This window comes from Candidatus Enterococcus myersii, from assembly GCF_017316025.1.
Lineage (GTDB): Bacteria > Bacillota > Bacilli > Lactobacillales > Enterococcaceae > Enterococcus_C > Enterococcus_C montenegrensis.
Genome location: NZ_JAFLVT010000005.1, coordinates 80,909 through 95,301, shown reverse-complemented (window position 1 = coordinate 95,301; position 14,393 = coordinate 80,909). Strand labels below are relative to the sequence as shown.

The window sequence follows — 14,393 nt, the reverse complement described above, 5'->3', positions numbered from 1 at the left end:
GTTTGTAGTTGAATTTGAAAGAAAAACGTGCTACTATATGGTCGAAGGAGGAATTGTAAATGCTTACAGAAGAAAGACAACAAAAAATTTTGCAACTCCTTGCTCAAAATAATATCGTCAAACTGCATGAGTTAACCAACTTATTAGATGCTTCTGAATCAACAATTCGACGTGATTTACAAGAATTAGAGAATCAAAAATTGCTAATTCGAATCCATGGCGGTGCAAAGCGAGCAGGTCAGCACATTGGTTTTGAAGCAGACATGCAGACAAAAACTAAGGAAAATGTTTCTGCTAAACAAATGATCGCTAAACTCGCAGTCACACAAATTCAAAAAGATGATGTCATTTATTTGGATGCCGGAAGTAGTACATTAGAATTAATTCCCCTACTTGCGACTGGAACATCTTTAAAAGTTGTGACCAATTCCGTTAAACACGCTGCACAATTGATTGATTTAAATATCGATACCATCATCTTGGGTGGAGCCATTAAACTTTCAACCAATGCCACGTTGGGAAATACCAGCTTAAAACAATTGGCTGAATTTAATTTCAACAAAGCGTTTTTAGGGATAAACGGAATTGACTTAACTGCAGGATATACTACTCCTGATCCAGAAGAAGCAATTTTAAAAAAAGTAGCCCTACAACAAGCAGAAGAAGGATTTATTTTGGCAGACCATAGTAAGTTTAATCAAATTAGCTTTGCAAAAGTAGCACCATTAGATGCAGCTACCATCTTGACAGATTATTGTCCTGAAGAGCACGTAGAATTGTATCGTGAAGTCAAAATATTGGAGGCAAAAAAATGATTTACACCGTTACGCTAAACCCCTCAATCGACTATATCGTCCATGTGGATGACTTAAAAATCGGTGAAGTAAATCGGATGAAAAAAGATCTGAAATTACCTGGTGGTAAGGGTATTAACGTCTCCCGCATATTAAAGCGGAATAATGTTGAAAATATCGCCTTAGGATTTTTAGGTGGTTTTACGGGTACTTTTATCACTGACTGGCTAAGTCAGGAAAATATTGAACAAAACTTCACCCAAATTAATGCAGATACGCGGATTAACATTAAGTTAAAGGCAGAAGCTGAAACGGAAATCAACGGTCTAGGTCCTGACATTTCAGCAAAAGACATTGCCGATTTAAAAGCAAAATTAAGCACTGTTACTAAAGGAGATATCGTCGTTTTATCTGGCAGCGCTCCTGCTAGTTTACCAAGTGGCTTTTATCAAGAGCTTGTTCAATTAGTAAAAGAAAATAAAGCTGATTTTGTTATTGATACGACCGGTCAAGACTTGATGGATGCTTTGATTAGTCAACCGGTATTAGTAAAACCAAATAACCACGAATTAGCAGAAGCTTATCACACTACTTTCAACAACATTTCAGATATCATTCCTTTTGGTAAGAAACTGCTGAATACCGGGGCTCAAAATGCCATCATTTCAATGGCTGGCGATGGCGCACTGCTCTTCACAAAAGAAGGCGTTTACCAATCAAATGTATTAAAACGCCCCTTAAAAAATTCAGTCGGTGCAGGCGACTCTATGATCGCAGGTTTCATCGGCGCCTATAGTGAGAATAAGGATGCAGTGAATGCCTTTAAATGGGGCGTTGCCAGCGGAAGTGCCACTGCGTTTTCAGATGATTTGGCACAAGCAGAATTTATTCAAGAACTATTAGCTGAAGTTGTAATTGAAAAAATTGCCGATTAATTTCGGTTAAAAATAAGCTGTCGTTTTAACATTAAGGAGGAAAACAATGAATATCAATGAATTATTGATTAAAGATGCCATGATTATGGATCTGAAGGCCACTGACAAAAAAGGTGCAATCGATGAAATGGTTCAAAAAATGTATGATGTCGGCCGAATTTCAGACATCGCAGTTTACAAAGAAGGTATTTTAGCCCGAGAAGCACAAACTTCAACTGGTTTAGGTGATGGGATTGCGATGCCCCATGCAAAAAATAAAGCCGTTAAAGAAGCGACAGTATTATTTGCTAAAAGTAATGCCGGTGTTGACTATGAAGCACTAGATGGTCAACCCACTTATCTATTTTTCATGATTGCCGCTCCAGAAGGTGCAAACGATACCCATTTACAAGCGTTAGCTGCCCTTTCTCGTTTGCTCATTGATGCTGATTTTGTTGCACAATTAAAATCAGCCAAAACACCAGATGAAGTGCAACAACTATTTACCGACGCACAAGCAAAAAAAGACGAAGAAGCAAAAGCTGAAAAGAAAGCTGCCGAAGAAGAAGAATTAAAGAGCTTTAATCGCAAATACATTGTTGCTGTTACCGCTTGTCCAACTGGTATCGCCCATACTTACATGGCCGAAGACGCCTTGAAAAAACAAGCCAAAGAAATGGGTGTTGACATTAAAGTTGAGACAAACGGCTCAGAAGGAATTAAAAATCGTTTAACGGCTGAAGATATCGCTCGCGCTGATGGTGTCATTGTCGCCGCAGACAAAAAAGTTGAAATGGATCGCTTTGATGGCAAACATTTAGTGAACCGCCCTGTTAGTGATGGTATTCGTAAACCAGAAAACTTAATCAATGAAGCATTGAGCGGTTCTGCGCCAGTATTTAAAGGCGATGGTTCTGCCTCTAGTAGTTCAGATGAAAGCGCAGATGGCACAGTAGGACAACGGATATATAAAGACTTAATGAACGGTGTTTCACACATGTTGCCGTTTGTTATCGGTGGTGGGATTGCCATTGCTTTATCCTTTATGATTGACCAATTTATGGGCGTTCCAAAAGACAGTTTAGCGCAATTAGGTAACTATAATATACAAGCATCTTGGTTCAACCAAATTGGTAGTGCAGCGTTTGGTTTTATGTTGCCAGTCTTAGCTGGTTTTATTGCTTCAAGTATTGCTGATCGTCCTGGTTTAATTGTTGGTTTTGCCGCAGGTGCTTTAGCAAATACTGGCGGTGCTGGCTTCTTAGGTGCTTTAATTGGTGGTTTCCTTGGTGGTTATGTTATCTTGTTCTTACGGAAATTATTTAAAGGTCTACCAAAATCACTTGATGGGATTAAAACTATTTTGTTCTATCCAGTATTCGGACTTTTAATTACTGGTTTTCTAATGCTTATCATCAACGTACCCATGAAAGTAATTAACGATGCGTTAAATAGTTTCTTAACTGGTTTAAGTGGTTCTAATGCAGCTTTACTTGGTGCTTTACTAGCTGGTATGATGGCAGCAGATTTAGGTGGCCCAATTAATAAAGCAGCCTATGTTTTTGGTACAGCAACATTAGCTACTACAGTCGCTTCTGGCGGTAGTGTGGTAATGGCTTCTGTCATGGCCGGTGGTATGGTTCCTCCATTAGCAATTTTTGTAGCTACACGTTTATTCAAAAATAAATTTACGAAAGATCAACAAGATGCTGGTTTAACAAACATTGTAATGGGACTGTCTTTTGTTACCGAGGGCTCTATTCCATTTGCTGCAGCTGATCCGCTACGTGCTATTCCAAGTTTCATTATCGGTTCTGCAATTACAGGAGCATTAGTTGGTGCTAAAGATATTCTGTTACTTGCACCTCATGGTGGTATTTTCGTGGTATTCTTAGTCAGCAACCCAATTTTATATCTAGTATTTATTGCCATCGGGGCAGTAATTTCTGGTATCATTTTTGGATTATTAAAAAAAGACGTTAACTAAACAAATAAAACTTCGTAAAAAGACCAACGATTCATATTGATGAATTGTTGGTCTTTTTTATAACAGACATTGCTAGTGAAAAATTACTACTCTTTCCCACTCCTAATTTTTTGAACTTCCAATTTTACTTCTAATTGCCAATACTTGTAAATACATAGGCAGCTTCCTAATAAAATAATCGCTAGGGCTAACGGAATTTTCATGAAAAAATCCGGTAACATTAACAGTAAGATTGTCAGAACACCCGTTGGTAACATATACTTTTTAAACAATAAATCTTCCATTTTTTAACCCCCTACACGACTTTTATTTCATTCGTATTTTTCATTGCCGAAAATGGTACAAAATTGACACGCAAATGATTTTTTTCTTTTTCATATCAAAATATACACGCTGTTTGCGTTTTTTTAACCGTGTAAAATGGATATCTTGCATCCGCTCTTTTAAGATTTTATATGGCACTTTAGTTAGAAAATCATCCGGCAGATAAATATTTAAGATTGCTAAATATTCATGGTAGCGATCATCGGTGATATTTATTTCTAAGTAGTTCCGCAAATAAAATTCATATGCGCAAAGACCCTCATCCAGAGAATACTGCGGATTTAAAACAAGATAATTCATCATCTTCATTCCCTGCTCATCGATCCAAGGAAAATAAGCCTGCGCATTTAAAACGCCTTTGACACGTCTTTCTTGGTAATTATCGTGAACAATATCATAAACACGGGTCACAAAATGCGTTGCTTCTTTTTTAGGTGTTGGCTGCAGCCGGTCATTTTGGTATTGAACTGTCTGAATGACATTTTCTGTGTATGCGTATTCAATTAAGGGTTCACGTAATATTCCAACGCCATTATCCCAGGCTAATTGATCAATCCCCATCTGGTCTCTAAACAAACGCTGATAGCCCAAATTCAAGTCTTCTTGCCAACGATAGGGATCTTTGTAAAGTTCAACGAACCACACATCTTCTGCAGTTTTTGTTACTTGTTCAACTTGTTGCACTTCTTCTACCACCGCTAATGGGATGATTTTATGATAACGAGCAGTGAAGTAGACGCGCCAACAGGAAGTTAAACAAAAACCACGATAAAAAATGTCATACCCGGCAAACTGATTACAATCTACCACCGTTTTATTTTCTTTATTACGGATTTTAGGTAATTTTTCTATTTCTGCTAGCGGCTGAAATACTTGGCGCATTTTTATATCATCGGTATTGTGATACAAATACTCATCGTAATTTCTGATGTAGCCAAATAAGCCGCGCTCCTTCATTTTGACATCGACATAATTTAAGATTATTTGCTTGTTTTTTAAAAAAATTTCTTGTGAAACGAGATGCTTTTCTAATAAATTACCATCGACCAGATGAAAATAAGATTCATTGGGACCTTCTTTTACAATAAACTCCAAATCTTCTTGCTCAGTTAATTGACTCAAAAGTTGATGAACACGCTTTAAAGAAAAAGATTGCATCTCTTCATGGTTCACAATCATCTGCTGTGGTTGATAGAGCAGGCGAACAAAGACAAGCCAGTCTTGCAAATGACGCTTGATCATTTGGTCATTTAAGTTGATATATTGCACTGTGATAAACATCTTATTTGTCAACTTCATCATCTCACCACCTTTTAATCTTTCTATAATTTTATTATAACTAATATTGGCGTTAAAAAAAAGTAAAAAGGAATCGTTTTTTCTTAAAAATCCTACTAAAACGTGCTAAACTCTAACTGGAGGTGGATTGCGATGGGTTTGAAATTTGAACGAGATGATTCATTAGATAAAATGTTTGATGATTTGGTAATTTTACCGGACAAAAAAGAGGAAGTTGATGTTTCCCGCTTTTTAAAACCAGAAATAAAAAAAGAACAAAAAAAGAGCAAAAAAACAGAGTCGAATCAGAAATGATTCGACTCTATTTAATTGCTCTTTCAATAGCTTGCCACGCTTCTTCTTTTCCTTCTTTGGTCACCGAAGAAAAAATAATGAACGTATCCGATCTATCAAAATCCAAAGCTTTTTTAATGACTGATTCGTGTTTATTACATTTGCCACGGGGAATTTTATCTGCTTTTGTTGCAACTACGATTACAGGTAAGTCGTAGTACTTCAAAAACTGATACATTTGAATATCTTCTTGACTAGGGGCATGGCGTAAATCGACTAAAGATACTACTGCCTTCAATTGTTCCCTTTGAGTCAAGTAAGTTTCAATCATCTGCCCCCATTTGGCCCGTTCACTCTTAGACACTTTGGCGTAGCCATAGCCTGGAACGTCAACAAAGTGCAATGTATCCTCAATCAAATAGAAATTGAGAGTTTGGGTTTTTCCGGGCTTAGAAGAAGTTCGGGCAAGATTTTTTCGCTGGATTAGCGTATTAATGAAAGACGATTTTCCGACATTAGAACGTCCTGCCAACGCGATTTCTGGTAAATCTGTTTCGGGATATTGTTTTGGCGCTACGGCACTAATCACAATTTCTGCGTTATGAACTTTCATCTATTTCACTCCTTTAAAAATCAAGCTAAAAGCTGGGTACGAGCCCCAGCTTTTTTGTTCATTTATCCCGCTTTTTTCTCAGCATAAATAACTTTTGGTGCACCAACACCTGTGACAGCATCTTCTGTGATGATAACTTCTTTAATATCTCCATCACTTGGCACATCAAACATGACATCCATCATAATATCTTCAATAATCGAGCGCAGACCCCGCGCACCAGTATTACGCTCAATCGCTTTTGCTGCAATTGCTTTTAGCGCGGATGGTTCAAAGGTTAATTCAGTCTCATCTAAAGACATCAACTTTTTGTATTGTTTGACTAATGCATTTTTAGGCTCCGTTAAAATGCGGACTAAATCATCATTTGTCAATTTATCTAAGGCAGCCATGACTGGCAAGCGCCCGATAAATTCAGGAATCAAACCAAACTTCAATAAATCTTCAGGGATGATGTGTTGCATCACACTTTCGTCATCACCGATTTTTTTATTGTTCGTGCCAAAACCGATGATTTTTTCACCCATTCGATTTTTAACGATTGTTTCAATTCCATCAAAAGCACCACCAACGATAAATAAGATGTTAGTCGTATCAATTTGAATCATTTCTTGATGAGGATGCTTTCTGCCGCCTTGTGGTGGTACACTTGCTTCTGTGCCTTCTAAGATTTTAAGCAAAGCTTGCTGCACGCCTTCACCAGAAACATCTCGTGTAATTGAAACATTCTCACTCTTACGGGCAATTTTATCGATTTCATCAATATAAATAATCCCTTTTTGGGCTCTTTCAACATTGAAGTCAGCCGCTTGTAAAAGTTTTAATAAAATATTTTCGACATCTTCACCTACATAACCAGCTTCTGTCAAGCTTGTAGCATCCGCAATTGCAAATGGAACGTTAAGAGAACGGGCTAATGTTTGGGCTAAGAAAGTTTTTCCTGAGCCGGTAGGCCCGATTAAACAGATATTACTTTTTTGTAATTCTACCTCATCTTCGCTACTTTCCGCATTCACACGTTTGTAATGATTGTAAACCGCCACAGCCAATGCTTTTTTCGCACGGTCTTGGCCGATTACATATTCATTTAAAATTGCTAAGATTTCTTTTGGTTTAGGTACATCGATGAATTCCCGCACTTCTTCATCCAGGAACTCCTCGTCAATGATCTCTTTGCATAAGTCGATACACTCGTTACAAATGTAGACCCCGGGACCGGCGACGATCTTACGCACTTCTTCTTGCGATTTACCGCAAAATGAACAACGTACAGTTTCATTTCCGCTAGTGTTGTCGTACATGGTCTCACCCCTTGAAAAATTTCCGTACTCTTAACGAGTGCTGGATAACTGATTTAAACAGTCTTAAACTATGATAGCATACTATTTACGAAAGAAAAAGTAGTTGCTTTCATTGTGGCCAAGTACAATCGTTTTTTAATAAAATATAAAGCCAGCTTCCATTTTTTTAAGGGCAATAAAGCAAAAAAAACCACCAGCACAAGCTGGCGGCTTCAATTTTAAAAATTATTTTTCAACAGCTGTTCCTGTAACAAGTTCAACCGCTTTTTTCATTGTGATATCATGTTTTAACATATCTTCTGTTAAAACGCGTTTGATTTGATCAACTGGCATGTTGTATGCTTCAGACAATTCAGCGATTTCTTTTTCAACATCTGCTTCTGTTGCTTCTAAGTTTTCTGCAGCAGCAATAGCTTCAATTACCAAGTTTGTTTTAACTCGGTTTTCAGCTTCGCCTTCAAATTGTTTGTGTAAATCTGCTTCTGTTGAACCAGTCAATTGGTAATACATTTCAGGTGAAATACCTTGACGTTGCATGTTGTTTAAAAATTCGTCCATAGAACGGTGTACTTCATCATGAACCATTACATGTGGTAAATCAAGAATTTCAGCATTTTCAACAGCAGTTCTAATAGCTAATTCATCTTTAGCATCTTCAGCTGCTTTTTCTTTTGCTTCTGTTAATTCTGTCATGTATTTTTCTTTTAATTCTGCTAAAGTTTCAACGTTTTCGTCAACGTCTTTTGCAAATTCATCATCCAATTCAGGTAATTCTTTTGTTTTTACTTCGTGAACAACTACTTTGAAGATAGCTTCTTTACCAGCTAAATCTTCTGCTTGATAGTCTTCAGGGAAAGTTACAGTAACATCCACATTATCGCCAGCTTTATGATCTACTAATTGTTCTTCAAAACCAGGAATGAATGAACCTGAACCTAATTCTAATGAGTAATTGTCGCCTTTGCCGCCTTCAAATGCAACTCCGTCTACAAAACCTTCAAAGTCAATCACAACAGTGTCGCCGTTTGCAGCTGCTTCGTCTTCTTTAATCACTAACTCAGCTTGTTGTTCTTGTTCTTGTTTTAATTTTGCGTCAACGTCTGCTTCTGTGACTGTGCGATCTTGTTTTTCAACAGTTAAGTCTTTGTAGTCCCCTAATTTAACTTCAGGTTTAACCGTAACTTCAGCTTTGATTACCCAATCTTGATCTTTTTCCATGCTGTCAATGTCAATTTTTGGTTGAGAAACAGGATCGATTCCGGCTTCTTTCACTGCAGCTTCGTAATTTTCTGGTAATACAGCGTTCAATGCGTCTTCATATAGGGCTTCTTCGCCGTACATACGGTTAAATACTTGGCGTGAAACTTTCCCTTTACGGAAGCCAGGTACATTTAAATTTCCTTTTACTTTGTTGAATGCTTGTGTCAAACCTTTTTGAATTTCAGCTTGATCGATTGAAAATGTTAATACACCATCATTGGTGCCAGTTTTTTCCCATTTTGCAGTCATGTGTTTCCCTCCGAATAAACTAATTTTACTATGAAATACTTTCATGCATACTTTTAAATAGTACACTAACCCTTAGGAATTGTAAACATTTTAAGGTTATTGAAAGTAAAAAAAACTTTAGAAAATCACTTGATAAATTTGCCGAATTTTTTCTTTTTGTTTTGTGATGTCAGCTAGTTTTTCTAGCCCCGCTACTGCTTTATTATTTCCCATCATTGCCTGATATTCTAAAATATAACTTTGCTCCCACCTTTTTAAATCGTCAGTGAAAGGTACAAAAGGATACGTTACAGCTAATTGCGCACTTAGCTCAGTTAAGCAGTAATTTGCCAGTTGGATGTCTGTCGCGGCAATTTCTGTTTCAAAATATGTTTTTAATTTTTGATAAGCTGGGACTTCTTCGGGTAATTTAAGTTCTTTTAAATTTATAGTCGCTATTGTATTATCCCAACGGGCACAACGAATGACTTTATCGCAGCCTAATAAAACGAGCTCCTCTACTAAGCGCGGCCGCAAAAAATTATTTCGGCATTTGGGTAAAAAATCCTGCATTAGCCCGATAAATTGAGGATAAGTTAACTGCCCCACAAAAACTTCCCAGTCCGCTGTTATAATCGGCATTAAACTTTCATCCCACTGATTTAAAAGCTGTCTTTTTACTTGCAAACTTTCCGGATCTAATAAATCAATTGCCAACTCCAATTGTTTAATCTGTTGGGTTAATGTTTTTTTTTGCTCTTTTGTCAAAAGACTGTTTTGTATAACTAGCTTACGAGCAGTTAAAAACTGTTGATTTAATAATAAAATTCTTACATAGGTTGTTATTGTTGTCGCCGTTTTCTGATATTCAATCGCAAAGTCTTGTGCTATTTGCAGTGCACTTTTAAAATCTTCACTTTTTAATAAAGCTTCTGTATAGAGCTGATTAATCTCAAATGACATTTCCATCTCATAAGCTTTTTGTAAATAAGTAACGCTCGTTAGAAACTCTTTTTGTTCCATTGCTTTTTTTGCTAAACGAATATTTCGTTGCAATTCATCTGGGAAGACAATTTTTTCACCCATTTTTAACACCTGCTTTGTTAAAATTAAGCCCGTAATTCTTTATTGAAAGCTTTCAAAACATTAATGGTAATTACCGAAGTGTCCGAAAAATAATCACCCACGTGTTGTTTGTGATCTGTAAAGGCTGCTACAATGTACCCTAAAACAAACGGAAATCCTTTTAAGATAAAGCGGCAAACAGTTTCTCTGACAATAACTGTTCCCCAGGAAAGTTCTGTTTCACTTAAAGAAACTACGCGAATGCCAAAGACCATTTTCCCAATAGTTTGTCCGTGATTTAATTTTGTCAATAAAGTGAAATACGCTAAATAAATCGCCAATGACAAAAGACTAGAAAAACTTAAAAAATTAGTTGCTATTTCTACTGCCGCCACGCGATATGTTAAACCTACTGTTGCGTTTGTAATCGCATGAATACACATTAAGTCAAGGCAATAGGCAAACATGCGAATCCAAAAACCAGCATAAAAATAGTTGGGGAAATACTTTTTATTTTCATTTTTTTCATTTAGCAACGGACGCCATATTTTCTGCTGCTTTTTTACTTCTTCTTGGGTGAAGTTTTTTTTATCATCTTTTGTTTTAAATACTTTTGGACCTTGTATTTTATCGCTCATTTTATTGTCCTCCGTAATAATAAAGAGGTTTTGGTGCCTGAGCATTTCCAAGCGATGCAAATAAATGCACTAATGTACTATCTTCACTTGGTGCTAGTCCTTGTAATTTAGCTGCCTTATTGCCTAACCAAGAAGAATAAAAACCGGTATCGCCAACAGAATATTCAATTACTTGCGCGTTGGTTAATTTTTGGTCTTTTTTTAGTGCGGCTAGCGCATCTTCTGGAAAACCAATTTCATCAACTAATCCATTTGCTTTTGCTTGTGCTCCATCGTAAATACGACCATCAGCAATTTTACGTACGGCAGCTTCTGACATGCCGCGACCTTTTGCTACCACTTTAACAAACCGGTCATAGGCATTGTTGACATACGTTTGCAAGACTTCTTGATCTTTTTGCGTGGGTTTTCTAGTAGTAGAGCCCATGTCTTTTAAGGCCCCACTTTTATAGGTTTCATCGGTGATACCTAATTTCTCCATTAAACCACTATAGTTTACCCCAGACATAATGACGCCAATGGAACCTGTTACCGTTTCATCGGTAGCAAAAATTTTATTAGCAGCTGCTGAGATATAATAACCACCGCTGGCAGCCATATTTTTCATACTAACATAGACAGGAATCTTTAATTCTTTAATTTTGGCAAATTCCTTGGCAATTTCAGCACTCTCATAAACTCCACCACCAGGAGAATTTACTTCTAACAAAATCCCTTTAATATTTCCATCCCTCTGAATTTCTTGTAACTGTGCTAGGAAATCTTGGTGACTATACGTTGCCGTCGAAAAGATACCACCACTACCTGTATCTGCAATCGTACCGTCAACAGTCAATTTGGCAATCTGTTTATCAGCATCGCCATCTTCAATGACATTTTTTTCCAATTGATTTGACCCATACAATAATGCATTTAATCCTGCCAGTGCTTGTTGGCTCTCGGCCTCATTATGGGTGGCAACCCGAGAAGACACCGCTGAAAAAACAAACAACCCAACTGCGATAACAACTGCAATCCATCTTCTTTTATTCATTTTCTACTCCTTTAATTTTGACTATTAATATAAATTTTCAATTACAATGACAGTTTCTTCTGCACCTGTAGCCTTTACTTTTTCGGCTTTTTCACTTAACGCAAAACCGCCAAAATATTCCTTACTAACAGGATCTTGCACTTCAAAATAGCGCGCTTTTTTCACTTCAATACTTTCTGGTGAAACCTCTTGCAAACTATCCCAGCCTGTATCTAAAAAAATTTTGGTTTCTTCTGTGATTCCAGCTGTCGCCTCTAATTTTGCAACAGCGGCTTTTAATTGTTTAAAAGACATGCAACGTACGATATTGTCCATTTGGTCCTCCTTTTATTTTGATAAAATAATCCATCACCTGTTTTCTTCGTATCCCTTACGAGGAAAAGAAAGGTTTTATCTTTCTCATTGTAGCGAAAAGAAAGCAAAAAAAACAGCGATTAAGTAAATAATTGTAAATTAGAAAAAAATAAAAATGCAACGTATTTAAAAAAAATTAAAATTGGAATGCTTGAAATAAGACTATACCAATTAAAGAAAATAAAATTTATAATTGACAAAACCCAAGATAAATAATATCATTTTGAATGTCGTAATAATTAGACCAATAAAAATAAATCTATACCAATTTATTTTTATCCTATCTTTTACTTAATAAAAGCACTCCAATAAGAAGACAAAAAGAAAACAAGATTGAAATAAGAAAGAGGTTTTTTTACATGTGTGGAATCGTCGGAGTCGTTGGAAGAAACGACGCAACAAAAATTATCTTAACTGGTTTAAAACGCTTGGAATATCGCGGCTATGATTCAGCAGGAATCTATGTCGCTGGCAAGAACAATAATCTGCTTAAATCTACTGGTCCCATTAAAAATTTAGAAGCAAAATTAACCCCAGCTATTACTGGCACAATGGGCATTGGACACACACGTTGGGCCACTCATGGTAAACCAACTGAGGAAAATGCGCATCCTCATACAAGTGAAAAAGGTGAGCTGGTTTTAGTACACAATGGCGTTATTGAAAATTATGACGAATTACGCCAAACGTATTTGAGTGAAGATACATTTTACGGTCAAACAGACACTGAAATTGCCGTTCACTTAATTGCCCATTTTAAAAATGAAGGCTTACAAACAAAAGATGCCTTCAAAAAAGCATTACGCTTAATCGAAGGATCTTACGCTTTTGCCTTAGTTGATACACAAGATGATACAACTATTTATGTCGCAAAAAATAAAAGCCCTCTTTTAATCGGCTTAGGAGATGGCTTTAATGTTTTATGTAGTGATGCCTTAGCAATGTTAGATCAAACGAGCCACTTTGTGGAATTAATGGACGGTGAAATGGTCACACTAACCGCAACAGATGCAATCATTGAAGATGCAGCTGGTCAAATTATCAACCGTGATTTTTATGTTGCAGAACTGGATGCAAGTGACATTGAAAAAGGAACTTATCCTTATTACATGTTAAAAGAAATTGATGAACAACCAGTTGTCATGCGTAAAATTGTACAAAAATATCAAAATGAAGATGGCTCAATTGCGATTGATCCCAACTTGTTAGCTACTTTAGAAAATAGCGATCGCGTTTATATCGTTGCATGCGGCACTAGCAGTCATGCTGGTTGGGCAGCTAAGAAATTTTTTGAAACCTTAACGCAGTTACCTGTAGAAATTCATCTATCCAGTGAATTTGGCTACAATATGCCACTACTATCGGAAAAACCATTTTTCATCTACTTGAGTCAAAGTGGTGAAACAGCTGATAGTCGTCAAGTTTTAGTAAAAACAAATGAATTAGGCTACCCTTCTTTAACTATTACAAATGTAGCCGGCTCTACTTTATCAAGGGAAGCAACTTATACTTTGCTGCTTCATGCGGGTCCTGAAATTGCCGTTGCCTCGACTAAAGCTTATACCGCTCAAATCGCGGTTATGGCTGTTTTAGCTAAAGCTTTGGGAACAAAAAAAGCTATTCTTGCAGCGAATGAATTTGATTTATTCCACGAGTTGGGTTTAATCGCCACAGCAATGGAAACAATGATTAATGAAAAAGAATTGCTAGAAGAATTAACCGCAGAATACTTAACACACACCCGCAACGCCTTTTACATCGGCCGGGGCAATGACTACTATGTTTCAATGGAAGCTGCTTTAAAACTAAAAGAAATTTCTTATATTCAAGCAGAAGGTTTCGCAGCTGGCGAATTAAAACACGGAACAATCGCCCTAATTGAAGATAGAACTCCTGTAATTGGTATCATTACTGACGCTGCAACTGGCTTACACACGCGGGGAAATTTACAAGAAGTAAGAAGTCGCGGGGCCAATACCCTTGTCATCGCAACAGAAGAATTAGCAAAGCCAGATGATCAAATTTTATTACCCACGGTTCATCCGCTATTGACTAGCCTACTAGCAGTTGTCCCAACGCAATTAATTGCCTACTTTGCAACATTACAAAGAGGCTATGATGTTGATAAACCACGAAACTTAGCAAAATCTGTCACCGTCGAATAAGACCGCTACTTTAACCTGCTTATGACCATCCGTTGTCGTAGGCAGGTTTTTTAATAGCTTTTTGGTAAAACCTTATTATGGCATTTCTTTGTGTTTATAGGTCTACAAAAAGCAAACGTTGGCTTTTTTATCCATTTCAAGCTAT

The 14,393-nt window shown here is 36.9% G+C and carries 14 protein-coding genes; 5 read left to right on the top strand and 9 right to left on the bottom strand.

The window, feature by feature from the left end; genetic code table 11:
• The first annotated feature begins 59 nt into the window (after positions 1-59).
• The 3 genes from JZO76_RS03275 to JZO76_RS03265 are packed head-to-tail and all read left to right on the top strand — an operon-like array spanning position 60 to position 3,695.
• Positions 60-815 (top strand): DeoR/GlpR family DNA-binding transcription regulator, encoded by a 756-nt coding sequence (locus JZO76_RS03275; protein WP_206902752.1) that lies wholly within the window; start codon positions 60-62, stop codon positions 813-815.
• Positions 812-1,729: a 1-phosphofructokinase gene (gene pfkB, locus JZO76_RS03270; RefSeq protein WP_206902751.1), complete on the top strand. Its 918-nt coding sequence runs from the start codon at positions 812-814 to the stop codon at positions 1,727-1,729. Before JZO76_RS03275 ends, pfkB begins: the two co-directional genes overlap by 4 nt.
• Positions 1,730-1,775: 46 nt before the next feature.
• Complete coding sequence (locus JZO76_RS03265; RefSeq protein ID WP_206902750.1) at positions 1,776-3,695, top strand: PTS fructose transporter subunit IIABC; 1,920 nt, start codon at positions 1,776-1,778, stop codon at positions 3,693-3,695.
• An 86-nt stretch (positions 3,696-3,781) separates the two neighbouring features.
• Here JZO76_RS03265 and JZO76_RS03260 read toward each other — a convergent pair whose 3' ends face one another.
• Together JZO76_RS03260 and JZO76_RS03255 are read right to left on the bottom strand one after the other, a co-directional pair.
• On the bottom strand, positions 3,782-3,979 hold the full coding sequence (locus tag JZO76_RS03260) for a hypothetical protein (RefSeq protein ID WP_206902749.1): 198 nt from the start codon (positions 3,977-3,979) through the stop codon (positions 3,782-3,784).
• Between the two features lie 40 nt (positions 3,980-4,019).
• Positions 4,020-5,318 carry a hypothetical protein gene (locus JZO76_RS03255; RefSeq protein WP_206902748.1) on the bottom strand — a complete coding sequence of 433 codons (1,299 nt, stop codon included), beginning with the start codon at positions 5,316-5,318 and terminating at the stop codon, positions 4,020-4,022.
• A gap of 132 nt (positions 5,319-5,450) precedes the next feature.
• On the opposite strand from JZO76_RS03255, the gene JZO76_RS03250 reads away from it, so the two are divergent.
• Positions 5,451-5,612, top strand: coding sequence for an SPJ_0845 family protein (locus JZO76_RS03250; protein ID WP_206902747.1), 162 nt, complete (start codon positions 5,451-5,453; stop codon positions 5,610-5,612).
• 7 nt (positions 5,613-5,619) lie between these two features.
• On the opposite strand, the gene yihA is transcribed toward JZO76_RS03250, so the two are convergent.
• From yihA to JZO76_RS03215, 7 genes are all read right to left on the bottom strand, one after another.
• Positions 5,620-6,204, bottom strand: coding sequence for a ribosome biogenesis GTP-binding protein YihA/YsxC (yihA, locus tag JZO76_RS03245; RefSeq protein WP_206902746.1), 585 nt, complete (start codon positions 6,202-6,204; stop codon positions 5,620-5,622).
• 62 nt (positions 6,205-6,266) lie between these two features.
• Entirely contained in the window at positions 6,267-7,505 is a 1,239-nt protein-coding gene (clpX, locus tag JZO76_RS03240) for an ATP-dependent Clp protease ATP-binding subunit ClpX (RefSeq protein ID WP_206902745.1), read from the bottom strand.
• A gap of 225 nt (positions 7,506-7,730) precedes the next feature.
• Positions 7,731-9,014: a trigger factor gene (tig, locus tag JZO76_RS03235; protein WP_206902744.1), complete on the bottom strand. Its 1,284-nt coding sequence runs from the start codon at positions 9,012-9,014 to the stop codon at positions 7,731-7,733.
• A gap of 117 nt (positions 9,015-9,131) precedes the next feature.
• Positions 9,132-10,079, bottom strand: a complete 948-nt coding sequence (locus tag JZO76_RS03230; RefSeq protein WP_206902743.1) for a hypothetical protein — start codon at positions 10,077-10,079, stop codon at positions 9,132-9,134.
• 23 nt (positions 10,080-10,102) lie between these two features.
• Positions 10,103-10,696: an RDD family protein gene (locus tag JZO76_RS03225; protein WP_206902742.1), complete on the bottom strand. Its 594-nt coding sequence runs from the start codon at positions 10,694-10,696 to the stop codon at positions 10,103-10,105.
• 1 nt (position 10,697) lies between these two features.
• On the bottom strand, positions 10,698-11,729 hold the full coding sequence (sppA, locus tag JZO76_RS03220) for a signal peptide peptidase SppA (RefSeq protein WP_206902741.1): 1,032 nt from the start codon (positions 11,727-11,729) through the stop codon (positions 10,698-10,700).
• Between the two features lie 24 nt (positions 11,730-11,753).
• Positions 11,754-12,044 carry a hypothetical protein gene (locus JZO76_RS03215; RefSeq protein WP_206902740.1) on the bottom strand — a complete coding sequence of 97 codons (291 nt, stop codon included), beginning with the start codon at positions 12,042-12,044 and terminating at the stop codon, positions 11,754-11,756.
• A 398-nt stretch (positions 12,045-12,442) separates the two neighbouring features.
• On the opposite strand from JZO76_RS03215, the gene glmS reads away from it, so the two are divergent.
• Complete coding sequence (gene glmS, locus JZO76_RS03210) at positions 12,443-14,248, top strand: glutamine--fructose-6-phosphate transaminase (isomerizing) (protein WP_206902739.1); 1,806 nt, start codon at positions 12,443-12,445, stop codon at positions 14,246-14,248.
• Positions 14,249-14,393 lie beyond the last annotated feature (145 nt).